Origin of the sequence: Sphingobium agrisoli (assembly GCF_041877245.1) — a bacterium.
Classification (GTDB): Bacteria; Pseudomonadota; Alphaproteobacteria; order Sphingomonadales; family Sphingomonadaceae; genus Sphingobium.
In genome coordinates this window covers 80,235-101,502 of the sequence record NZ_JBHDJI010000010.1, presented here as the reverse complement: position 1 = coordinate 101,502, position 21,268 = coordinate 80,235, and the positions used below count along the sequence as shown (strand labels likewise).

The window sequence follows — 21,268 nt, the reverse complement described above, 5'->3', positions numbered from 1 at the left end:
GTTTAAGTCAGCAGGCGGCAATCGCCCGCCCAGAGGGGCTTGCTCAGCCCGCGATCGCCATGCGGCGCAGGTCGCGGGCCTTGGTGAGGATGATCTCTTCCAGCTTCTGGACCGTCGCGGCCGCGACCGGTGCATCGACCCACTGGCCGTTCTGGTTCACCTGCCGGCTCGCCGCGACGCGCAGCGCGTCGGCGCGCAGATCCTGGTCCAGGATCGACACGGTGACCTTCATCCGCTCGCCCGGCGTGTTGGGATTGGCATACCAGTCGGTCACGATCACGCCGCCGTTCGAATCGGTTTGCACCATCGGCATGAAGGACAAGGTGTCGAGGCTGGCGCGCCACAGATAGGCGTTCACCCCGATCGTCGTCACCTTCGACGCGGCGAGGTCCGCCTTCGGCCGGTCCTTCGACCCGCCCCCGCAGGCGGCGAGCGGCAGGAGCGCGGCCAGCAGCAGGCCGGCGGTTGCAGAGGCGGGAAGGCGGCGGACCATCAGGCATGTCCTAGCTTGAAAAGACGAAAAACTGCCCGCTTCTATAGTGACCGCGCGGCGCGGGGCAAGGGGGCGCTGCGCCTGCCCTCGACGAGTCGGCTCGCCATGATGCACGCAGCCTGTGTGTTCGATGCAACAGCTCCGACAAAAAGGCGTTGTGGCCCTAGCCAGTGGCGGCTTTATGGGTGTAGTGCGTTTTGAAAGATATAAGAACGGGGAATGAGTCGAGACATGCGTGTGACCAGGGGATATTTGGCAGTGGCAGGCGCGGCGGCAGCCGTGACCGGCTTCATGCTGTCCCCCGCGTTCGGCGCAGCCAGCGATCTGGCGCGGGCGCATGGCGGCCCTCTGGTGTCGCTCGACGCGCTCGGCAGCATCTCCTCCTTCACGCCCACGATCCGCGATCCCAAGCTCGCTCTCGCTTATGCGAAGATCGCGGCCAAGGCGAGCGGGCAGGGCTTCCGCTTCACGCCGACCAGCGGGTCGCTCAGCGGTCGCCGCTCGGTTACCGTCATGGTCCGCGCCGCCGACGATGGCGTGACGGTCAACCGCACCCTCGCCCCGGTCGACATCACTCCGGTCGCCTTCAGCCTGAATGGCGGGCACAACTGGCGTAAATTCGCCCTGCCCGAATCGGTTGGCCGCAAGGCGCTCGATCCGGTCGCGGTCGAAACCATGGTCGATGCCAAGAATTTCTCGCTGGATGATGGCAAGAAGGACCGTTTCAGCACCAAGGTGCTGCTCGAAACCCGCCGCGAGCCTGCCGCCAGCGTGAAGAACCCGTCCGCGGACAAGGATTATTCGCTGGATCTCGCCAGCTCCTATTCGCTGACGCGCAACCTGAACGTCACCGCGGGCGTCCGCTACAATAACAGCGTTGCCGGCCGCCTCGCCCCCATGACCGACGAGCGCCAGGACAGCCAGGCCGTCTATCTGGGCACGATCTTCAAATTCTGATGATCTGACGGCAGCAGCGGCTGCTTTAGGCTTACCCTATCCGTAAGCATGGCGCACGGCGCTCGATCCGCCCAGACTGCCGCTGCTGGTGCGGCGGCGGTGACCCCGCACCAGCGCCCGGACTGGCTGCGCCGGTCCACCCGTGTTTCTCAGCCAGGCCATCCGCTCCAAATGCATTGCCTCGAACGGTTGCAAGCGCCACAAAGCCCGCATCTGCTCTCGGTCAGCCCGAACGGAAGGGCGTCGCGTCCCTAACCATATTTGTCACTGGAAGTGTCCTGCCCCCGCGCCTAATCGGCTTGCGACCCTGGGCGGAAGAAAGGACGCGCGATGGAACAGCTGGATTTTTGGCCCGACATCCGCCGTTTCCTTATCGGCTTCGCGGGCGGCGGCATGATGATCGGCCTCTACACGCTGCTCAGCGTCCGGCCGCTGCCCTGACCGCCCCCAGGCATAGCAGCACCAGACCGACGGCCCACAGCGACAGGATCGCCATCGCACCTGTTCGGCTGACGGGGCGTTCCAACATCCCCGCCGCCTCTTCGCGATAGCGCGCCATCAGCGCCGGCGGGATGCAGGCGACAACCAGCGCAATCCCGAGCGGCACGATCAGCAGATCGTCGATCAGCCCCGCCACAGGGATGAAGTCAGGGACGAGGTCGATCGGACTGAGCGCATAGCCTGCGACCAGCAGCGCGATGATCCGCGCGATCCATGGCGTGTCGGGGCATCGGGCCGCGATCCACAGCGCGACGATGTCGCGTTTCAACCGCTCCGCCCAATCCTTGATCCGCGCCCACATGACGCCTCAACTCACTGGCGCGCGCCGCCGGTAGCTCAAAGCCTCCGCCACGTGCACTCGCCCCACCTGCTCCGCGCCGGCAAGGTCGGCGATCGTCCGCGCCACCCGCAACACCCGGGTATAGCCGCGCGCGGAGAGCTTCATCGCGGCGGCCGCTTGCGCCAGGAGCAGCCGCCCGGCCTCGTCCGGCGCGGCCACCGCCTCCAGCGCCTCGCCATCCACCTCCGCATTGGTGCGCGTGGCCGTGCCGGCGTAGCGCGCTGTCTGCACCCGCCGCGCCGCCGCCACCCGCGCGGCGACCTCGACCGATCCTTCGGCGGGCGGGGGCAGGACCAGATCGGCAGCGGTCACCGCCTGCACCTCGACATGCAGGTCGATGCGGTCGAGCAGCGGGCCGGAGACCTTCGCCTGATAATCGGCGGCGCAGCGCGGCGCGCGCGAGCAGGCGAGCGCCGGGTCGCCCAGATGGCCGCAGCGGCACGGGTTCATCGCCGCCACCAGCTGTACCCGCGCGGGAAAGGTCACATGCGCGTTCGCCCGCGCCACCGTCACCTCGCCCGTTTCCAGCGGCTGTCGCAGCGAATCGAGCACAGTGCGCTGAAATTCGGGCAGTTCGTCGAGGAACAGTACGCCCAGATGCGCCATGCTGACCTCGCCCGGCCGGGCTTTCAGGCCACCGCCGACCAGCGCCGCCATCGACGCGCTGTGATGGGGCGCGCGGAAGGGGCGGGCGCGACTGATCCGCCCGCCCTCCAGCATCCCCGCGACGCTCGCCACCATCGAGCTTTCGAGCGCCTCCGCGGGCGTCATCTCGGGCAATATGCCGGGCATGCAACTCGCCATCAGCGATTTGCCCGCGCCCGGAGGCCCCACCATCAGCAGATTATGCCCGCCCGCCGCCGCGATCTCCAGCGCGCGCTTGGCGACTTCCTGCCCTTTCACCTGTTTGAGGTCGGCCGTCCGCCCCGGCGTCTCGACCACGCCCGGCTGCGGCGGCGACAGGGCGGCGGTCCCCTTGAAATGGTTGAGCAGGCTCAGAAGGTCCGGCGCGGCGACGACCTCCACCTGTCCTGCCCAGGCCGCTTCGCTTCCCTGCGCGACCGGGCAGACCAGCCCCATATCTTGGCCCCCGGCATGAAGCGCCGCCAGTAGCACGCCGGGCGAGGGCGCGGTGCGGCCATCCAGCCCCAGTTCGCCCACGACGATATATCCCGACAGCGTCTCGGCATCGATCACCCCCATCGCGCCGAGCAGCGCGAGCGCGATCGGCAGGTCGAAATGCGATCCTTCCTTGGGCAGGTCGGCGGGCGAGAGGTTCACGGTGATGCGCTTAGGCGGCAGCGAAAGCCCGATCGCGGCGATTGCGTTGCGCACCCGCTCGCGGCTTTCGGCCACAGCCTTATCGGGCAGGCCGACGAGGATGAAATTGGGCAGGCCCGGAACGAGCTGGCACTGCACCTCGACCCCGCGCGCCTCCAGCCCGAGATAGGCGACCGTCGAAACCGTAGCGACCAATGATCCCCCTTGTGGCCGCTCAGGCCGTTTCGTCCGCCCTGCCTTTGAAACCCTGCGCGACGACATACCATTCGACGCTGCCCTTGCGGCTGGCGGGCGGCTTGGCGTGCTTGATCGTCGTGAAATTCTTCTTGAGCAGCACCAGCAGGTCGCCGTCGGTGCCGCCTGCGAATACCTTGGCGACGAAGGTGCCGCCCTTGCGCAGATTTTCGACCGCGAACCAGGCCGCCGCTTCGACGAGGCCCATGGTGCGCAAATGATCGGTGGCCGCGTGTCCGACCGTATTGGCCGCCATGTCGGAAATGACGAGGTCCGGCGCCTGCCCCAGCGCATCGCGCAGCAGGCCCGGTGCGGCATCATCCATGAAGTCCATCTGGAACAGGGTGACGCCGGGGATGGGATCGACCGCCAGCAGGTCGATGCCGACCACGGCGGCTTTCGGTGCCATCTTCCGCACCACCTGTGCCCAGCCGCCCGGCGCGACGCCCAGATCGACGACCGCCTTCGATCCCTTCACGAAGTGAAATTTTTCGTCCAGTTCGATCAGCTTGAAGGCGGCGCGACTGCGCCAGCCTTCCGCCTTCGCTTTGCGGACATAAGGGTCGTTGAGGTGGCGTTCGAGCCAGCGCACCGACTGCGCGGTGCGGCCCTTGGCGGTCTTGACCCGCACCTTGCCGACGCCCGACCCCCTCACATCATCCTCCCGCCGCGGTCCATCAGGCCGCGCAATATGCCTTCGCGGATGCCCCGGTCGGCGACGCCCAGCCGCTGCGCCGGCCAGATGTCGAGGATGGATTCTAGGATGGCGCAGCCCGCCACTACCAAGTCGGCGCGCTCGGTGCCGATGCAGGGCAGAGTCTGTCGTTCGGCCAGCGACATGCTCGACAGCCGCCCGGAAATGGCGCGCATCGATTCGGACGGCACGATAAGGCCATCGATCGCCTGCCGGTCGTAACGGGGCAGGCCAAGGTGCAGGCTGGCGAGCGTCGTCACCGTGCCCGACGTGCCGAGCAAGCGGATATCTTCCGCCTCGCGCGGCAGGCGGCGGGCGAGCGGCAGGAAAGCGTCGGCGACCCGCGCACGCATCCGGCCATAGGCGGCCAGCCGTTCGCCCGCGTCGCCGGTATCGAACGCCTCGCTTTCGGTCAGCGACACCACGCCCCAGGGCGCGCTCACCCAGTCGACGATCGTCGGCGCCCCATCGCCATGCGCGTCCACCAGCACCAGTTCGGTCGATCCGCCGCCAATGTCGAAGATCAGCGCCGGGCCGTCGCCCGGCTCCAGCAGGGCGTGGCAGCCCAGCACGGCGAGCCGCGCTTCCTCCTGCGCGCTGATGATGTCGAGCGCGATGCCGGTCTCGCGATAGACGCGCTGGATGAACTCCGCGCCGTTGGACGCGCGGCGGCAGGCCTCGGTCGCGACCGATCGCGCCAGCGTCACATGGCGGCGCTTCAGCTTGTCGGCACACACCGACAGCGCGGCGATCGCGCGATCGATCGCCGCGTCGCTGATCCGGCCACTCGATGCCAGCCCCTCGCCCAGCCGCACGATGCGGGAAAAGGCATCCACGACGATAAACCCGTCCGCCGACGGTTTGGCGATCAGGAGGCGGCAGTTGTTGGTGCCAAGATCGATGGCGGCATAGGATTTGCGGTCAAACCGATGATCGCGCGCACCATGCGGTGAAAAACCCCGCTGCACCGACGGGGGAGGAAGGGCCGCAGCCTTGCTCCCATCGCCCGGGCCGGATCGGGCGCGCTTGCCCGCTGAACGGCCGGCCGGGCCGGAACTCTGCGGCGATGGGCGGCTATGCTGCACCAAGGCCGAAACTCGCTTCTGCTCATCGCCAATCCCGTGGCGGGACCGGAACTTGGGCATAGTCTTAAGCAGATAATATCGCCCGCGCAAGGCGGCTGGCTTCAGGCGCTCAGAGCGGCAGCAACGCCGCCACGATCCACCGCTCCTCGGCGCGCAGCACGCCCCAGGCGCGGGCCGCCGCGCGGCTGTCCATCGCCTCTACGCCAATGCCGCGCAATTCCAACTCGCGCACGAAGGGGCGCGGCGGCTGGCGCAGCCCGGCGCCGGTGCCGAGCAGCAGAAATTCAGGCACGGGATCGAGCGCCAGCAGATCGCCCAGCGCCGCGACGGTCAGCGCCTCCACCGCCGGCGCACGATCCCAGGCGAGCGCGCGGACCGGGCTCAGCAACAGGCCGCCCGGGAATACATCGTCGCGCACACGAAAGCCGCGCCCCTGAAAGCCGGTGACGATCGGTCCCTGCCCACTATCGTCGCGGCGGAGATGAATCCCGGCGTCGCTCAGGGCCGCGCCCCGTCGTCGCGCGGCGCGATCCGCTCGGCATTGCCGGCATAGTCGCTCTTCTTCGCGGCCTTCTTTTCCGACGCCGCCGGGGTCAGCCCCAGCGAGATCAGCAGCGAGGAGGAGACGTAGATGGACGAATAGGTGCCGACCACCACGCCCAGCATCATCGCGGCGGTGAAGCCGCGCAGCACATGGCCGCCGAACAGCAGCAGCGACCCCAGCGCCAGCAGGATCGTCAGCGAGGTCATCACCGTGCGCGGCAGCGTTTCGTTGACGGACAGGTCGATGAGCGCCTTCATGTCCATTTTACGATATTTCCGCATATTTTCGCGGATGCGGTCGTCGATCACCATCTTGTCGTTGATCGAATAGCCCACGATCGTCAGCACGGCGGCGACGATGTTGAGGTCGAACTCCAGCTGAGTCACCGCAAAGAAACCGAGCGTCATCAGCACGTCGTGCATGATCGCGACGAAGGTGGAGACACCGAACTGCCATTCGTAGCGGAACCAGGAGAAGATCGCGATACCGAGCACGGCCAGGATCACCGCCAGTACGCCAGTCTGAATCAGTTCACCCGACACCTTGCCCGACACCGTGTCGTAGCGGGAGAAGGTGACGCCGGGGAATTGCGCTTCCATCGCCTTCCGGGTCTTTTCGACCACCGCATTGGCCGCGCCCGCGCCACCCTGCTCGGGCAGGGGCAGGCGGATCTGCACCGTCTTGGGATCGCCGAACTGCTGGAGCGAGCTTTCGCCCACGTTCAGCGACGCGATGGTGGACCGCACCTTGTCGGTCTCGACATTTTGCGGGAATTTCGCCTCGATCATCAGGCCGCCGACGAAGTCGACGCCCATGTTGAGCCCCTTGTGCAGGGTCGCGCCGACCGCCAGCACCGTCAGCAGCGCAGTGAGCGCGAACGCCCATTTCCGCATGGCGACGAAGCCGATATTCGTGTTGTCCGGGACGAGCTTGAGCAGTTTCATGGATTTTCTCTTCCGCCCCGTCAGATATTGATTTCGGTCGGGCGCTTGGTGCGGACCCAGTGGGCCGCCAGCACGCGGGTGAAGGTGACGGCGGTGAACACGCTGGTCGCGATGCCGATCAGCAGCACGATGGCGAAGCCCTTGACCGGGCCGGAGCCGAGCGCGAGCATGATGCCGCCGGCAATGGCGTGGGTCACGTTCGCTTCGAAGATGGTGCGGCTCGCTTCCTTATAGCCATGCTCGATCGACGCGACGACATTGCGGCCGCGCCGCCTTTCCTCGCGGATGCGTTCGTAGATCAGCACGTTGGCGTCCACCGCCGTGCCGATCGTCAGCACGAAGCCGGCGATGCCCGGCAGCGTCAGCGTCGCGCCCAAAATGCCCATCACGCCCAGGATCACGAGCACGTTGATGGCGACCGCGATATTGGCATAGACACCGAAGCGACCATAGCTCACCAGCATGAAGGCCGCGACCGCCACCACCGCGATGATCGACGCGATGAGGCCCGCACGGATCGAGTCCGCGCCGAGGCCCGGTCCCACCGTCCGCTCCTCCACCACCGTCAGCGCGACGGGCAGCTTGCCCGACCGCAGCGCGATGGCGAGCTGGTTGGCGCTTTCCACGGTGAAGTTGCCGCTGATCTGCGCGCTGCCGCCCAGGATCGGTTCATTGATGTTAGGCGCGGACAGCACCCGGCCGTCGAGGATGATGGCGAAGGGCTTGTTGACATTTTGCGACGTCACCTGCCCGAACTTGCGGCCGCCCGATCCGTTGAAGCGGATGTTGACGATCGCCTGGTTGTTCTGGTCATAGCCCTGCGTCGCGTCGGTCAGATCCTCGCCCGACACCATCACCTGCCGCCTGACCGCGATCGCCGGCACGCCCGACGGGTTGTCGGCATAGGGCAGCACTTCGCTGCCCACCGGCGCGCGGCCCTGCGCCACTTCGGCGGGGTTGGCGGTGGTGTCGACCAGCTTGAATTCGAGCTTGGCGGTCTGGCCCAGCAAGTCCTTCAGCGCCTTGGGGTCTTGCAACCCCGGCACCTGCACCACGATGCGGTTGTCGCCCTGCTGCTGGATGGTCGGCTCGCGCGTGCCCATTTCGTCAATGCGCTTGCGGATCACCTCGGTCGCGACTTCCATCGCGCTCTTGACCGCATTGTCGATGCCCGCGCTGGTCGGCGTGATGACGACGGTGGAGCTGTTCACCACCTCGACATTGAAGTCGCGCTGGCCGGTGAGGCCCGCCCCCTGCGTCAGCGGCCGGATGCGCTCGACGGCGGCGTCCACCTGGGACGGGTTGCGGACCATGAAGCTCAGCTTCCCGTCGCGCGCGGAAATGTCGCCGATCGCGATCTTGGGCTCGCCCCGGCGCAGTTCGGTGCGGACCTGCTCCTCCATATTGGTCAGGCGCTGCCTGGCGACATCCTGGGTCGAGGCTTCGAGCAGGAGATGGCTGCCGCCGGCGAGATCGAGGCCGAGGTTCACGCGCGTCCGCATGAAGCCGGGCAGATGCGCCACGGCGCTGTCGGGCAGGAAGCTCGGCACGGCGCACAGCACGCCGATCAGGAGCGGCAGGATGATCGCGGCGACCGCCCAGCGCGAGAAGTTCAGCATCGGGTGCGCGCTCAGTCGTTCGCGGGCTTGGCGGACAGGGGATCAATGACGTCGGTCAGCGTCGATTTGACCGCCTTGACCTTCATCCCCGGCGCGAGTTCCACGTCGACATAGATGTCGTCCACCCGCGCGACCTTGCCCACCAAGCCGCCGCCGGTGACGACCTGGTCGCCCTTCTTCACCGCGTCGATCTTGGCCTTGTGATCCTTCATCTTCTTCTGCTGCGGGCGGATCAGCAGGAAATAGAAGACCACGAAGATCAGGACCAGCGGGGCCATCTGCACCAGGATACCGGCGCCGGAGGCTTGCCCGCCCGCGGTCTGGGCAAAGGCTGGAGTAATGAACATGAGTGGGACTTTCGCCTTATTTTCTCGTGGCAGGGTTTTTCGTGGTGGGCTGGCGGCCTTGCGGCCCCGCCGATCAAGCCCGCGCGGCTAACACAGACAGGGGGGCAGAGGCAATATGATTAGGGATCGGGGCGGGTCGCGGCACCGGCGCGAGTTGCCCCTTGCATCCTGCCCCGCCTGCTTCTAAAGGGCGCCCTCCGGTCGGGACGTAGCGCAGCCTGGTAGCGCATCACACTGGGGGTGTGGGGGTCGGAGGTTCGAATCCTCTCGTCCCGACCAAGTTTTTCCGGCCAAGTGGCCGTCCGGGGGACGGCCACCGGAAAAACTCCCAAGCGATAGCGCGGGAGGGGACGTTCGGCAGCGCCTACTTGGCTAGCGAAATCTGCGAACCTCCTCCATCAAACTGTCTAAAATCGGATGTGCATGAGGACGCCCAGTTAAGTCATAAGGTATGCGTTCGCCCGCTGCAAATCCTTCGCAAATTTCGGGCTCAACAGATCGAAAATATATAAAATCTTTGGAGTAAACTTGGATCGTTTGGTTGCAGAATAACGTCTCTTCATCTGTTAATTGGATAGTTACAGCCAGGGGCTTTATAAGGGCACGTGCTGGGTAGAACCACAGCACTGTGACGAATGGACTCAATGGAATAAGGCAGTGCGCTTCCAACGGCCCGCCCCTAACGGGAAGGAAGGAATGAAGGAAACCATCGCCGAAGATAAATTCCTTGCCTTCCGGCGCGTAGAGGAAGGCAAACTTGCCCGATCGGTGAATACGCTTCGCATAATCGAGATACAAATCTTTGATAACTGCCGCGACCAAGTTGTCCGAGACGTCTCCTGACCCTAGCCCGACCAGACTTCGGAAATCTCGCGCGCTCTGGCGAACGCTCTCGCGGGTTGTAGGGTTGCGGGCAATTAGTGATGCTAAACAATTGGACAACCTGCTGATTAGCGAGTCGGGTGCTAGAGGTGCATGGGCGCGACTTTCGCCATCGGGTGGCCTCCGAAAAAGCCCGCTAAGCCATTTTACGACTTTAGGAAAATCGTTGTCGGCCCGATCAAACAATGGCTCAAATGTCTCGTCCCAATCACCACCTCTCAGGAGGTTGTGACCATCGCTGATCCGACCGATCGATTTAGGTGCATAAGGCTTTCGATAATCGTTAGATCGGATTGACATGATCCGCCTATCCGCTCGGCACCACGATTTTGATAAGCTTTCAGGCCACCAATGATGGTTTTCGCCTACAATTGGTTGTCGCATTCTCATAGCTCGCGCACAGCACGAAGAATTTCAACGGAACTGCCAATATCTGAATTGCATATTCTCCCGCACGTCGGCAGCAACGATTGAGCTAATGCAGAGCGGGCCGTACAAGGAATGTGATCTGAATTATTCCGCATCATAGGAAGGAACTACATATCACCAGGGCGGTCAACCCATCGCTGTGCATCACCGATAGCAGACGAATAAGCCTCTGTCCTACAACAAACCAAATGGGATAACTGATTCGCCTCATTCGACATACGGAGGCGACCATGGACATAGGCAGGCTCATCGACGGCGTCATCGCGCGCGAAGGCGGGTATAGCAATCATCCGGCCGATCGCGGCGGGGCGACCAATATGGGGATCACCCACGCGGTTGCGCGGGCGAATGGGTATCGCGGCGACATGCGCGCGCTGCCACGCGCATTCGCGGCGCAGATATACCGCCGGCTCTACTGGGAGAAGCCGGGCTATCATTTCGTGGCGGAAATCAACTGGATCGTCGCGGCCACCCTGTTCGACGCGGCGTTTAACATGGGTCCGGCGACCGCGACGGGATTTCTTCAGCGAGCGCTGAACGCGCTCAACCGCAACCAGAAGGATTATCCCGACCTTAAGGTCGATCGTGTCGTCGGCGCGCGCACGCTGGCGGCCCTGCGCGCCTTTCAGGCGCTGCGCGGATCGGCGGGAGGCAAGGTGCTGGTGAAGGCGCTGCACGCGCTTCAGGGCGAACATTATGTCTCGATCGCGGAGGGGCGACCGGCCAACGAAGCCTTCCTCTATGGCTGGCTTGCGAACCGGATCGGTTCGGAGGGCATGGCATGACCGCCGCCGACACCGCCGCCGACCCGTGGACCCGGCGCGCGCGGCCGGCCTTCCTCTACGTCATGTACGCGCTGCTGCTCTGGTCGGTGCCGATGGGGCTGATCGCCGGGGTCGCGCCAACGACGGCGGCGGCGATCATTGCGGCGATGCGCGCCTATTTCAACGCGCTGCCCGAACCGCTCTACGCGCTCTTCGGCACCGGCTATCTCGGCTACACCGCCGCGCGCGCATGGGGCAAGGCGAAGGGGGTGGAGCGATAAGGCGCTGGGGTGAAGGATGCGCAGCATGTTACCCGGCGGAGGAGCCTTCCTTTGCCGGGGGACCGCACGACAGGGGTGCCCATGAGAGCCGCTTGGTATAAGGTCGCCCAATGGATTTTGACGATCAACTGCGGCGCTATTTCGGCAGCGCCGACCTCGACGCCCTGACCCCCGATGCGCTGGCCGACGGGGTCGACCGGATGCGCGTCGACCTGGGGCTGGAAACCGACCGGGGTCGCCGCTTCGCCCTCTGGTCGCTGCTGTTCCTGCTGGGGCATGCCCCCGATCTCGACCGCGTGTTCGAGGACCCTGCGGATCGGGATGCCGCGCGCACCTTCATGGACCTGGCCGAGCGCGGCGATCCCGGCTGACGCGTCAGGCCGCGAGCAATTCCGCCGGGTGACCGGCCATCACCGGGACGCTGCGCCACCATTCGTCGACCTCGGCAGACCGCACCAGCATCACGCTGCTGATCCGGGGACGTGCCGTCCAGCCGGCATCCTCTGCCACGAAGCGCCAGCGATCGCTGCAATCGAGCGGTTCGTTGCGGAAGATAGTGCGACCATCCTCGCCCAATATGGGGCGCAGCGCGCTCGGCACGTCGCGGATATTGCCGTCGGGGAAGGTCACGGAAATCGTCATGGCGGCATCCTTTTTCTGTCTCTGCCACCGTCAACGCATGACAAGCCATTGTGTTCAGGCCGGTTCCACCGCACGCCGGCCCCACATCCCCGCCCGCCATATGACAATCCCGTCACGGAAATGACGTCGTCCTGTCAACGCCCGCACATTGCAGTGCAACATAGCGTGGATAGGGCGCCCCCGGCCCGAAGGTCCAAGAGGGGGATTTAAAGATTATGCGTATCACCACCGCGCTGCTGATGGCGTCGACCGCCATGTTCGCCACGCCCGTCTTCGCGCAGGACGCCGCGCCGGCACCCGCGCCGGCCCCCATGCCGGCAGACGCCGATGTCGCGGCCGACGCCGAAATCGTCGTGTTCGGCCGGGGCGAAACCCGCCAGGTGCAGGAATTGAAGGCGCAGGAGATCACGGTCCTGACGCCCGGCACCAATCCGCTGAAGGCGATCGAGAAGCTGCCGTCCGTCAACTTCCAGTCGGCCGACCCGTTCGGCAATTATGAATGGTCGCAGCGCGTCACCATCCGCAGCTTCAACCAGAACCAGCTAGGCTTCACCTTCGATGGCATCCCGCTCGGCGACATGAGCTATGGCAATCATAACGGCCTGCACATCACCCGCGCGGTCAGCAGCGAGAATATCGGCAGCGTCCGCGTCGCCCAGGGCGCGGGCTCGCTTGGCACCCAGTCGACCGGCAACCTCGGCGGCACGGTCGAGACCTTCTCGGCCGACCCGGCCGATTATCTGAGCGGCGGCGCATTGGGCGCGCAGGGCAACCTGACCTATGGCAGCAATGAAACATGGCGTGCCTTCGGTCGTCTGGCGCTCGGCACCCGCGACGGCATCCGCGGCTATCTGTCCTACGGCTATGGCTCTACCGACAAATATAAGGGCACCGGCACGGAGGATCAGCACATGGGCAATGCCAAGGTCGTGATCCCGGTCGGAGAGGCCAGCATCGACGGCTGGCTCAGCTATTCCGACCGGCGGGAGCAGGATTATCAGGACATGTCGATGGGCATGATCCGTCGCCTCGGCTGGGACTGGGACAACAGCTATCCCGATTATGCCCGCGCGATCGATTATGCCGATCGACTGAACGACGTGGACCGTGTCGCCAACGCCGGCGGCGCGCCGGTCCCGGACGGCCTCTACGACTATAGCGGCGCGGCCGTCGCCACGGGCCAGGTCTATCCCGGCAATGTCACCAGCGCCGACGACGCTTATTATGACGCCGCGGGCCTGCGTAAGGACTGGCTGGGCGCGGTGGGCGTGACCACCCCGATCGGCGACGCCGCCACCTTCCGGTTCAAGGGCTATTACCACAAGAATGAGGGCATGGGCCTGTGGGGCACGCCCTATGTTCCCAGCCCGAACGGCGTTCCCCTGTCGGTTCGCACCACCGAATATGGGATGGAGCGCTATGGCGCGTTCGGCAGCGTGGATTTCACCATCGGCGTGCAGACGCTGAACGTGGGCGCATGGTATGAGAATAACAAGTTCAACCAGGCCCGCCGCTTCTACGCCTTCGCCAGCCGCACCCAGCCGGGCCTTTCCTTCCGCGACTATCCGAAGAACCCGTTCGCGACCCAGTGGGAATTCGATTTCACCACCGACACCTTCCAATATCATGTGCAGGACAAGATCGACCTGGGCATGGTGACGATCAACCTCGGATGGAAGGGCTTCAAGGTCACCAACGAGGCGCAGGCGGTGGTCCAGGCCAGCTTCCCGCAGGGCAAGATCGATGCCACCGACTGGTTCCAGCCGACCGCCGGCTTCGCCGTGGAGCTGAGCCCGGAGGCCGAAATCTACGGCGGCTTCAGCCAGTCGACCCGCGCCTTCGCTTCTGCGACCACGACGGGACCGTTCGGCACCAGCCAGACCGGCTTCGACGCGATCAAGGATGATCTCAAGCCCGAGGAGTCGGACACCTATGAACTGGGTCTGCGCTACAACAGCCCGGCGTTCAGCGGCGTGATCGGCGCCTATCTGGTGAACTTCCGCAATCGCCTGCTGTCGGTGCAGGTCGGCAGCCCGATCCAGGGCCTGGCCTCGGCGCTCCAGAATGTCGGCGGCGTCCGCTCGATCGGCATCGAGGCGGCGGGCACCGTGACCCTCGGCTCGGGGCTCAGCCTGTTCGGCTCCTACAGCTATACCGACGCCACCTATCGCGATGATGTGTTCAACAGCTCGAACGGCGCGCTGGTCGCGGCGATCAAGGGCAAGACCGTGGTCGACAGCCCCAAGCACATGGCGCGCGGCGAACTCAACTTCGACGATGGCAAGCGCATCGCGCGGGTCGGCGTCAACTATATGTCGCGCCGCTTCTATAGCTACACCAACGACGTGTCGGTTCCCGGCCGCGTGCTGGTGGACGCGACCATCGGCTATCGCTTCACCGACCGGATCGAGGTGCAATTGAACGCCACCAACCTGTTCGACAAGCGCTATGTCAGCACCATCGGGTCGGGCGGCTTTGGCAATAGCGGCGACGCGCAGACCCTGCTGGTCGGCGCGCCGCAGCAATTCTTCGCGACGCTCAAGACGGGGTTCTGATCCACAAAAAAAAGCCCCTCCCCTTTAGGGGAGGGGTTTGGGGTGGGGGCAAGCCTTCAGCGCCGCGTTATCTGGATAGCCCCCACGCCCATCCCCTCCCATGAAGGCGAGGGGTGATTCTATCGCCAAGAGGCCAAGACATGAATCGCAAATCCTGCTTGCTCGCCGCTCTCCTCCTCGCCGCCGTCGCGCCAAACGCGGCGCTGGCGGAGCCAGTGCTTCTGATCTCGATCGACGGCCTGCGCCCCGGCGACGTGACGGAGGCGGGCAAGCGCGGCCTTGCCATCCCCAACCTCCGCCGCTTCCTGACCGAAGGCGCGCATGCCAGCGGCGTCACCGGCGTGCTGCCGACGCTGACCTATCCCAGCCATGTGACGCTGATGACCGGCACGGCGCCGGCGACCCACGGCATCTACGCCAACACGACGTTCGACCCCACCAACATCAACCAGGGTGGCTGGTACTGGTATGCGCAGGACATCCAGGTGCCGACGCTGTGGGAAGCGGCAGCCAAGGCGGGCCTTTCCACCGGCAACATCCACTGGCCGGTCAGCGTCGCGGCGAAGGGCGTGACCTGGAACCTGCCGCAAATCTGGCGCACCGGCCATCCCGACGACGCCAAGCTGCTCGACGCGCTTTCGACACCGGGCCTGCGCGACGAATTGGAAACGGCGGTGGGCGAACCCTATGCCATGGGCATCGACGAAAGCCTGCCCGGCGACCAGAAGCGCGGCCGCTATGCCGCTGCCCTCATCGACGCGCACAAGCCGCAATTCCTGACCGTCTATCTGACCGCGCTCGACCATGAGCAGCATGCGAAGGGACCGGATTCGCCTGAAGCGAAGGCGGTCTTGGAAAAGATCGATGCGATCGTCGGCGATCTCGTCGCCGCCGAGCGCAAGGCGCATCCCGACGCCGTGATCGCTTTGGTCAGCGACCATGGGTTCGAGGCGACGCACACCGCGATCAACCTGTTCCGCCCCTTCATCGACGACGGGTTCATCACGCTGGACAAGGACGGCAAGGTCGCATCCTGGACCGCCATGCCCTGGATTGCCGGCGGATCGGCGGCGATCATGCTCGCGCGGCCGGGCGACGAGGCAACGAAAGCGAAGGTCAAGGCGCTGCTCGACAAGCTTGCCGCCAACCCCGCCAACGGCATCGCCAAGGTCGCGACCACCCGCGACGTGGCGCTGCTGGGCGGCAATCCGCGCGCGACTTTCATGGTCAATCTGATGCCCGGCTTCGTCACTGACATCTTCCGGGGGGCTGCCGCGCCGCTCCTTGCCCACAGCCCGGTCAAGGGCATGCACGGCTATTTCCCTGGCCCCGCCAACCTTCAGGCCACCTTCCTCGTGATGGGCAAGGGCGTCGCCAAAGCCAAGGATTTGGGCCAGATCGACATGCGCGCGATCGCCCCGACCCTCGCCCGCGTCATGGGCACGGAACTGGAGGCGGAGGCGGAGCCGCTCGCGCTGCAATAGATATTGAAACGATCTTATACCAAGCAGCGCTGATGATGACCTATAGCCCCTCCCCTTCAGGGGAGGGGTCGGGGTGGGGCGTCTCGTGGAAGAACAGCGCTAACCGGATCGACCCCACTCCCAAACCATCAAACGAGTCACGCGCCTTGAACTTGAAGAGGTAGGCTTCAGGGCGTCATCGGCGCTGCTTATTAAGAGCCATTATCACGAGAGTTTGGCATTATAGCATTTCCCAATGACACTCAATCTTTCTGGCCTTCTTCACTTTGCCTACGTCGAAGATTTTTCTGCCATTATAGTCTAATTCTCCGCCTATTTTACCACGGATCGTTAAATACAGACATACGTCTTCTGCATCGATCGCCATCGGTGCTAGTCGACTAAACAGCACGCTTTGTTTTTCGTCCCGGGTACGAAGGACGAAGACGTCGCCATCAGATGACTTAAACACGCTATACTCGCCCGAAAAGAATATTCCCTTCTTCTCAACTACTATCTCACTAGACCTCCCTGCGTTTATCTTAGCTGGCTGGGCGCAACCCTGCATGATTACCAAACCGAGAAATGCCCCAGAAAAACTTGGATAAAATCTTGAAATCACGCCTCACCTCCTTTTTGCTCGACGGATCAACCTTCCTCCGTTCGGTAATCATGCTCCTCACAGGTGCGCATACCGCTCTTCACGCCCGCATCACCACTTCTCATCGAACCCTCAGCCTCTTCTTCCCCGGCGACCCGTAAGAAAAGCGCAGCAAAAGCGTCACCGCGCCGCCCCGCCACGGTTATTTTGCTGCAATGCAACCGTAAGCGCGGCGTCATGCTGTCTGGCTATTCTAGGTCAATGACCGCGACCCATCCCCGCCTGATCCGCATCCCTGCCACCGACAAGGCGCGGCTGCGGCTGCTTTTCCTCGCCAAACATGCGTGCGCCGACGGCAGTCCGGATGCGCAGGATGGCAATCACGCCGTCTATCATCATGAACTGCGCGCCACGCTGGAGGCGATCGGCCTTCATGTGCAGGTCGCCAACAGCTATGAGGCGCTGTTCGATCGGCCCGATGTCGATTTCGTCGTCACCCTGCTCAATCGCGGCGGCTTCCAGAACAGCGAGATGCTGGCACCCCTGCTGCTGAGCTGGCGGTCCGTGCCCTTCCTCGGCGCGTCGCCGATCGTGCGGGGCCTTTCCGACGACAAATATCTGAGCAAGCTCGTCGCCCGCGCGCGCGGCGTCGCGACCATGCCGGCGCAGCTCTTCCGGCGCGGCGGCCTGTTCGACGCCCCGGCGTTCGAAGCGGAGCGGCTGGTGGTCAAGCCCAACGCCTCCTCCGCCTCCTGGGGCCTCAAGATGGTCGATAGCTGGGCGCAGGCGCGCGACCATGCCGAAAGCCTGTTCGCGCTCGGCCATGACGTGCTGGTCGAACAATGGGCGCCGCTGGTCGATATCGCCGTGCCGGTCGTGGGCGGCAGCGCGGGCGACCCCTGGGTCTTGCCACCGATGATGTATGTCCCCGCCGATCCGCACCGCGAGCGCAGCTATGCGGAGAAGCGCGGGCTGGTCGATGCGGGCGACGATCCGCTGGTGCTGGTCGAGGACATGGACCTGCGCGCCCGGCTGGAGGCGATGACCCGGCGGCTGTTGCCCGAACTCTGGCCGTTCGACTATGGCCGCTTCGAATTTCGCTACGATCCCGCGAGCGGGCAGATATTGTTCATGGAAGTGAACCTGTCCTGCAATCTCTGGTCGAAAAAGACTATCTCCCGTTCGGCCGCTTCCATCGGCGTCGATCATGCCGCGCTGGTCGAAACCATCGTCGGCCACAGCCTGGCGCGCCACGGCCTGCTCACCGCCCTTCCGGCGCGAGAGGCCGCCTGATGTCCGCGCGCACCACCGCCATCGTGCTCGCCGGCCGGCGCGACGGCACGACCGATCCGCTCGCGCAGGAAGCCGGCGTCAGCCATAAATGCCTGGTCCCGGTCGCCGGGCGGCCGATGCTGCTCCACGTGATCGAGGCGCTGGCCGGCTCCGCCCGCATCGGGGCAATCCGGGTGGTGATCGAGGATCCCGCGATCCTGGCGCGGCTCCCCGCCCTGCGCGGCCTCGTCGCCAACGGCCGGGTGACGGGGATCGCGGCGCAGCCCAATTTAGTCGATTCGGTCGTCGCCGGGGCCGCAGGCGCGGCGTTCCCCCTGTTCATCACCACCGCCGACAATGTGCTGCTCAGCCCGACCGCGATCGACGAGATGCTGGCCGGCTGCGCCGCAGCCCAGGCGGATGCCGCCGTCGCCTTCGCCCGGCGCGACTCCGTACTGGCCGCGCACCCCGAGGGGCAGCGCAAATTCTACCGCTTCGCCGACGACAGCTATTCCAATTGCAACGGCTACTGGCTGCGGAATCGCGCCGCGCTTAAGGCTGCCGAGACCTTCCGCACCGGCGGCCAGTTCGTGAAGCACCCGCTGCGGATCGTCGGTGCGTTCGGCCTCCTGAACCTCATTCGTTTCCGCTACGGCATCGGTACTCTGGCGGACACGTTCGCCCGGTTTTCCCGACGCTTCCGCATGACGATCAGCCCGGTGATCCTGAGCGACGGGGCGGTGGCGATCGACGTCGACCATGCGCGCTCGCGCCGGATCGCCGAGGCGGTGATGGCGGACCGTGCGATGCTGTCGCAAGCCGCGGAATAGCGCGCGTTCCGCCCCGGGAAAACGCCAAACACCTGTCTCACTCGCTGTTCACTTGGTCTAGCCCCGCGCCAACCAGCCCTTCATCCGCCGAAACAGTCCGCGTTCGCTCACCGGCTCGAACATTTCGTCCGGACCTTCAGGGTCGAGCACCTCATTGTCGGCCAGCCACTGCTGCACCTCGTTGAGGTCGGGGGTTACATAGGGGCGAAGCGTCTTGCCGGGCTTCTGGCGCAATTCCTCGATTCCCGCGACCAGCCCGCGCTCGGCGATCACCGCGCTCACCCGCTCGCGCGGCAAATCCAGATGTTCGGCGATCAGGTCTTCGCGGACACGCTGGATCGTCGCCTGCCACCCGTCATTGGCCGGCAGCGCGGTGTCGATGCAGACATCGCATTCGGTATCGAGCCGCATCGATCGGTTGTTCATGTTGGACGAGCCGACGCGGATCAGCCGGTCGTCCACAATCAATATCTTGGCGTGGACATAGATCGGCGCGCCCCGCTGGGTGAAGGGGTGATAGATGCGGAAGCGGCCATGGGAATCGCGCGCCTTCAGTGCCTCGAACAGGCGCGCGCGCGCCGTGTCCATCGCCTGTTGCTCCAGCCAGCCGTCCGCCTGTTCGGGATTGACGATGACGATCTCCGGCCCGTCCGGCTCCGCCAGCCGCGCCGCGATCGCCTCCGCGATCCGGCGGGAGGCGAAATACTGGCTTTCGGCATAGATGTGCCGCCGCGCCGCCGCGATCTGCTTGAGATACAGTGCCTCGATCTCGGTCGTTTCGGCCTGATCATCCATCTTCGGCGCGGTGCGGGCAATGGCGACATCGACATTCTCGAACATCACCGGCAGCGCGTCGGGCCAGCAGTCGAGCACGCCTGGCACCGGCTCCAGCGGATCGCCCCCGGCGGCCGTCCAGCGCATCCGCGCATGTTCGCCCAGCGCCGCCGCGACCGGGCCCATCAACGCTGTCGTCGCGTCATGCCAGGGGCCATAGGGCGACCCGTCGGGATGATGGCGTCCAGGATCCTCGTCGCGGTGGTGGCGCGTGTCCCAGCGGTCGCCGGTCATGTCGATCCCGCCGCAAAAGGCGAAACAGTCGTCGATCACCACGATCTTCTGGTGGTGCGAGGCGGCAGGCGGATGATGGCTGTCCAGCTTTACCGTCACGCGCGGATGCGCCATCCACTTGAGCGTGGTGAAGAGGTTGGTGGGCCGCACCATGGACTTCATGGCGCCGACATCCCAGCGCAGCAGGAAGATTTCCAGATCCGGCGTCCGCTCGACCAGCCAGGTGATGAATTCGCCGATCGCCACCGGCGCGCCGTCCTGCGCCTCGTCCTCGCGGATCAGGCTGATGGCGGCGTCGAAGTCCCAGCCGATCAGCATGATGCGGTGCTTGGCCTTCATCATCGCGGCGCGGGCATGGCGGAAATAGGCGTCGGCGTCGATGATGACGCTGGCCTTCGCCGCCCGCTCGATGCGCCAGCAATCGTCGCCAGGGTTCGGCGGGGTCATGCAGTGCTCCCCACCGTCAGGCAGGCCAGGAACATGAGCAGGCCCGCAAAGCGATTGGACCGGAATTTCACGAGCGGATCGATGCCGTCCTCCTTCAAAGTCAAGACCTGCCAGCCCAGATGCGCCGCCATCGGCAGGAGCGCGATCAGCGCCAGCCCCTGCGGCCGGACCTGCCAGATAGTTGCTGACCACAGCATGAGCGCCAGCGCGTAACAGATCGCCACCCCGACGCACACATGCCGTCCCATCGACAGGGCGCTGGAGCCGATTCCGATCAGCGCATCATCTTCCCGGTCCTGCAACGCGTAGATGGTGTCATAGCCCACCACCCAGAAGATGCAGCCGGCGTAAAGCGTCAATCCCGGCGCGGTGAGCGCGCCCCAGACCTCGCTCCATCCCACCAGCGCCGCCCAGGAAAAAACGAGACCGAGCCAGAGCTGCGGCCAGCCGGTGATCCGCTTCATGAAGGGATAGGCGGCAACCAGCACCAGGCTGCCGAGCGAGACGATCTGGGCATAGGGACGCAATTGCAGCAGCACCACAAGGCCGACCAGGCACAGCGCCAGCAGCCACGCCCAGGCCGCCTTGACGCCGATCGCGCCGCTGGCGAGCGGGCGGACGGCGGTGCGCGCAACTTTCCGGTCGATGTCGCGGTCGACGATGTCGTTGAACACGCAGCCCGCCCCGCGCATGGCGATGCTGCCCAGCAGCAGCCAGGCGATCAGCGGCCAGCGCGCGAAACCGCCACCGGCCAGCGCCACCGCCCAAGCGCCGGGCCAGAACAGCAGCCACCAGCCAATGGGCCGGTCCAGCCGGGCGAGTTGCATCAGGATGCGCGGCGTTTCCGGCAACCGCGCCAGCAGCCCGCTGGCCTGGCTGTCGGGGACGATGCTGTTCAAATCATGCTCCGTTCGCCCCGCGCTTGTCGAAGGGCAGTCCTGCTCTTTAGAGAAGAACCGGGCTGCAACAAGCCTGTCCTGAGCCTGTCAAAGGGT

22 protein-coding genes and 1 tRNA gene are annotated in these 21,268 nt (G+C 65.2%); 9 read left to right on the top strand and 14 right to left on the bottom strand.

The features are described from left to right. Positions 1-43: 43 nt before the first annotated feature. Positions 44-493, bottom strand: coding sequence for a DUF3576 domain-containing protein (locus ACETPF_RS15985; protein ID WP_373935544.1), 450 nt, complete (start codon positions 491-493; stop codon positions 44-46). 231 nt (positions 494-724) lie between these two features. Between ACETPF_RS15985 and ACETPF_RS15980 the strand changes: the two genes are divergently transcribed. Beyond that, positions 725-1,450, top strand: a complete 726-nt coding sequence (locus ACETPF_RS15980; RefSeq protein ID WP_373935543.1) for a hypothetical protein — start codon at positions 725-727, stop codon at positions 1,448-1,450. 418 nt (positions 1,451-1,868) lie between these two features. Here the strand turns inward: ACETPF_RS15980 and ACETPF_RS15975 are convergent, their stop codons facing one another. The 8 genes from ACETPF_RS15975 to yajC form a co-directional block, all read right to left on the bottom strand. Beyond that, positions 1,869-2,252 (bottom strand): YkvA family protein, encoded by a 384-nt coding sequence (locus ACETPF_RS15975; RefSeq protein ID WP_373935542.1) that lies wholly within the window; start codon positions 2,250-2,252, stop codon positions 1,869-1,871. 6 nt (positions 2,253-2,258) lie between these two features. Continuing rightward, entirely contained in the window at positions 2,259-3,767 is a 1,509-nt protein-coding gene (locus ACETPF_RS15970) for a YifB family Mg chelatase-like AAA ATPase (protein ID WP_373935541.1), read from the bottom strand. 19 nt (positions 3,768-3,786) lie between these two features. After that, complete coding sequence (locus ACETPF_RS15965) at positions 3,787-4,461, bottom strand: RlmE family RNA methyltransferase (RefSeq protein ID WP_373935540.1); 675 nt, start codon at positions 4,459-4,461, stop codon at positions 3,787-3,789. Further along, positions 4,458-5,588, bottom strand: coding sequence for a Ppx/GppA phosphatase family protein (locus tag ACETPF_RS15960; protein WP_373935539.1), 1,131 nt, complete (start codon positions 5,586-5,588; stop codon positions 4,458-4,460). The genes ACETPF_RS15965 and ACETPF_RS15960 overlap by 4 nt, the downstream gene beginning before the upstream one ends. 106 nt (positions 5,589-5,694) lie before the next feature. After that, a complete protein-coding gene (locus ACETPF_RS15955) occupies positions 5,695-6,003 on the bottom strand; it encodes an Mth938-like domain-containing protein (RefSeq protein ID WP_373935538.1) in 309 nt (102 codons plus the stop codon). 80 nt (positions 6,004-6,083) lie between these two features. Then, the gene (gene secF, locus ACETPF_RS15950; RefSeq protein ID WP_373935537.1) at positions 6,084-7,073 is read right to left on the bottom strand and encodes a protein translocase subunit SecF; all 990 of its coding nucleotides are present in this window, start codon (positions 7,071-7,073) and stop codon (positions 6,084-6,086) included. 20 nt (positions 7,074-7,093) lie between these two features. Next, positions 7,094-8,692, bottom strand: a complete 1,599-nt coding sequence (gene secD, locus ACETPF_RS15945) for a protein translocase subunit SecD (protein WP_373935536.1) — start codon at positions 8,690-8,692, stop codon at positions 7,094-7,096. Positions 8,693-8,703: 11 nt separating this feature from the next. Further along, positions 8,704-9,039 carry a preprotein translocase subunit YajC gene (gene yajC, locus ACETPF_RS15940; protein WP_373935535.1) on the bottom strand — a complete coding sequence of 112 codons (336 nt, stop codon included), beginning with the start codon at positions 9,037-9,039 and terminating at the stop codon, positions 8,704-8,706. 202 nt (positions 9,040-9,241) lie between these two features. On the opposite strand from yajC, the gene ACETPF_RS15935 reads away from it, so the two are divergent. Then, positions 9,242-9,318 (top strand) — tRNA-Pro (locus tag ACETPF_RS15935). 93 nt (positions 9,319-9,411) lie between these two features. On the opposite strand, the gene ACETPF_RS15930 is transcribed toward ACETPF_RS15935, so the two are convergent. Continuing rightward, positions 9,412-9,861, bottom strand: a complete 450-nt coding sequence (locus ACETPF_RS15930) for a hypothetical protein (RefSeq protein ID WP_373935534.1) — start codon at positions 9,859-9,861, stop codon at positions 9,412-9,414. Between the two features lie 719 nt (positions 9,862-10,580). On the opposite strand from ACETPF_RS15930, the gene ACETPF_RS15925 reads away from it, so the two are divergent. The 3 genes from ACETPF_RS15925 to ACETPF_RS15915 all read left to right on the top strand — a co-directional run bounded on the left by ACETPF_RS15925 (position 10,581) and on the right by ACETPF_RS15915 (position 11,766). Continuing rightward, entirely contained in the window at positions 10,581-11,135 is a 555-nt protein-coding gene (locus tag ACETPF_RS15925; protein ID WP_373935533.1) for a glycoside hydrolase family 108 protein, read from the top strand. After that, a complete protein-coding gene (locus ACETPF_RS15920) occupies positions 11,132-11,395 on the top strand; it encodes a 3TM-type holin (RefSeq protein ID WP_373935532.1) in 264 nt (87 codons plus the stop codon). Before ACETPF_RS15925 ends, ACETPF_RS15920 begins: the two co-directional genes overlap by 4 nt. Positions 11,396-11,505: 110 nt before the next feature. Next, a complete protein-coding gene (locus ACETPF_RS15915) occupies positions 11,506-11,766 on the top strand; it encodes a hypothetical protein (RefSeq protein ID WP_373935531.1) in 261 nt (86 codons plus the stop codon). Between the two features lie 4 nt (positions 11,767-11,770). On the opposite strand, the gene ACETPF_RS15910 is transcribed toward ACETPF_RS15915, so the two are convergent. Then, a complete protein-coding gene (locus ACETPF_RS15910) occupies positions 11,771-12,037 on the bottom strand; it encodes a hypothetical protein (RefSeq protein ID WP_373935530.1) in 267 nt (88 codons plus the stop codon). A 215-nt stretch (positions 12,038-12,252) separates the two neighbouring features. Between ACETPF_RS15910 and ACETPF_RS15905 the strand changes: the two genes are divergently transcribed. Together ACETPF_RS15905 and ACETPF_RS15900 are read left to right on the top strand one after the other, a co-directional pair. Continuing rightward, on the top strand, positions 12,253-14,592 hold the full coding sequence (locus ACETPF_RS15905) for a TonB-dependent receptor (RefSeq protein ID WP_373935529.1): 2,340 nt from the start codon (positions 12,253-12,255) through the stop codon (positions 14,590-14,592). Between the two features lie 140 nt (positions 14,593-14,732). After that, positions 14,733-16,076 (top strand): alkaline phosphatase family protein, encoded by a 1,344-nt coding sequence (locus tag ACETPF_RS15900; protein ID WP_373935528.1) that lies wholly within the window; start codon positions 14,733-14,735, stop codon positions 16,074-16,076. 220 nt (positions 16,077-16,296) lie between these two features. Here ACETPF_RS15900 and ACETPF_RS15895 read toward each other — a convergent pair whose 3' ends face one another. Continuing rightward, the gene (locus tag ACETPF_RS15895) at positions 16,297-16,677 is read right to left on the bottom strand and encodes a hypothetical protein (protein WP_373935527.1); all 381 of its coding nucleotides are present in this window, start codon (positions 16,675-16,677) and stop codon (positions 16,297-16,299) included. A gap of 240 nt (positions 16,678-16,917) precedes the next feature. On the opposite strand from ACETPF_RS15895, the gene ACETPF_RS15890 reads away from it, so the two are divergent. After that, positions 16,918-17,949: a D-alanine--D-alanine ligase family protein gene (locus ACETPF_RS15890; RefSeq protein ID WP_373935526.1), complete on the top strand. Its 1,032-nt coding sequence runs from the start codon at positions 16,918-16,920 to the stop codon at positions 17,947-17,949. Continuing rightward, complete coding sequence (locus ACETPF_RS15885) at positions 17,949-18,758, top strand: NTP transferase domain-containing protein (RefSeq protein ID WP_373935525.1); 810 nt, start codon at positions 17,949-17,951, stop codon at positions 18,756-18,758. Before ACETPF_RS15890 ends, ACETPF_RS15885 begins: the two co-directional genes overlap by 1 nt. A gap of 57 nt (positions 18,759-18,815) precedes the next feature. Here ACETPF_RS15885 and ACETPF_RS15880 read toward each other — a convergent pair whose 3' ends face one another. Both ACETPF_RS15880 and ubiA read right to left on the bottom strand, forming a co-directional pair. Beyond that, on the bottom strand, positions 18,816-20,273 hold the full coding sequence (locus tag ACETPF_RS15880; protein WP_373935524.1) for a phospholipase D-like domain-containing protein: 1,458 nt from the start codon (positions 20,271-20,273) through the stop codon (positions 18,816-18,818). Then, positions 20,270-21,172, bottom strand: a complete 903-nt coding sequence (gene ubiA / locus ACETPF_RS15875) for a 4-hydroxybenzoate octaprenyltransferase (protein WP_373935523.1) — start codon at positions 21,170-21,172, stop codon at positions 20,270-20,272. Before ubiA ends, ACETPF_RS15880 begins: the two co-directional genes overlap by 4 nt. Positions 21,173-21,268: the final 96 nt, after the last annotated feature.

Bases quoted from the DNA above. Each gene is read 5' to 3' on its own strand.
- yajC (WP_373935535.1), bottom strand. From the start codon at position 9,039: ATGTTCATTACTCCAGCCTTTGCCCAGACCGCGGGCGGGCAAGCCTCC.
- ACETPF_RS15880 (WP_373935524.1), bottom strand. From the start codon at position 20,273: ATGACCCCGCCGAACCCTGGCGACGATTGCTGGCGCATCGAGCGGGCG.
- ACETPF_RS15910 (WP_373935530.1), bottom strand. From the start codon at position 12,037: ATGACGATTTCCGTGACCTTCCCCGACGGCAATATCCGCGACGTGCCG.
- ACETPF_RS15925 (WP_373935533.1), top strand. From the start codon at position 10,581: ATGGACATAGGCAGGCTCATCGACGGCGTCATCGCGCGCGAAGGCGGG.
- ACETPF_RS15985 (WP_373935544.1), bottom strand. From the start codon at position 493: ATGGTCCGCCGCCTTCCCGCCTCTGCAACCGCCGGCCTGCTGCTGGCC.
- ACETPF_RS15920 (WP_373935532.1), top strand. From the start codon at position 11,132: ATGACCGCCGCCGACACCGCCGCCGACCCGTGGACCCGGCGCGCGCGG.
- secD (WP_373935536.1), bottom strand. From the start codon at position 8,692: ATGCTGAACTTCTCGCGCTGGGCGGTCGCCGCGATCATCCTGCCGCTC.
- ACETPF_RS15915 (WP_373935531.1), top strand. From the start codon at position 11,506: ATGGATTTTGACGATCAACTGCGGCGCTATTTCGGCAGCGCCGACCTC.
- ACETPF_RS15890 (WP_373935526.1), top strand. From the start codon at position 16,918: ATGACCGCGACCCATCCCCGCCTGATCCGCATCCCTGCCACCGACAAG.
- ACETPF_RS15975 (WP_373935542.1), bottom strand. From the start codon at position 2,252: ATGTGGGCGCGGATCAAGGATTGGGCGGAGCGGTTGAAACGCGACATC.
- secF (WP_373935537.1), bottom strand. From the start codon at position 7,073: ATGAAACTGCTCAAGCTCGTCCCGGACAACACGAATATCGGCTTCGTC.
- ACETPF_RS15980 (WP_373935543.1), top strand. From the start codon at position 725: ATGCGTGTGACCAGGGGATATTTGGCAGTGGCAGGCGCGGCGGCAGCC.
- ACETPF_RS15900 (WP_373935528.1), top strand. From the start codon at position 14,733: ATGAATCGCAAATCCTGCTTGCTCGCCGCTCTCCTCCTCGCCGCCGTC.
- ACETPF_RS15905 (WP_373935529.1), top strand. From the start codon at position 12,253: ATGCGTATCACCACCGCGCTGCTGATGGCGTCGACCGCCATGTTCGCC.
- ACETPF_RS15885 (WP_373935525.1), top strand. From the start codon at position 17,949: ATGTCCGCGCGCACCACCGCCATCGTGCTCGCCGGCCGGCGCGACGGC.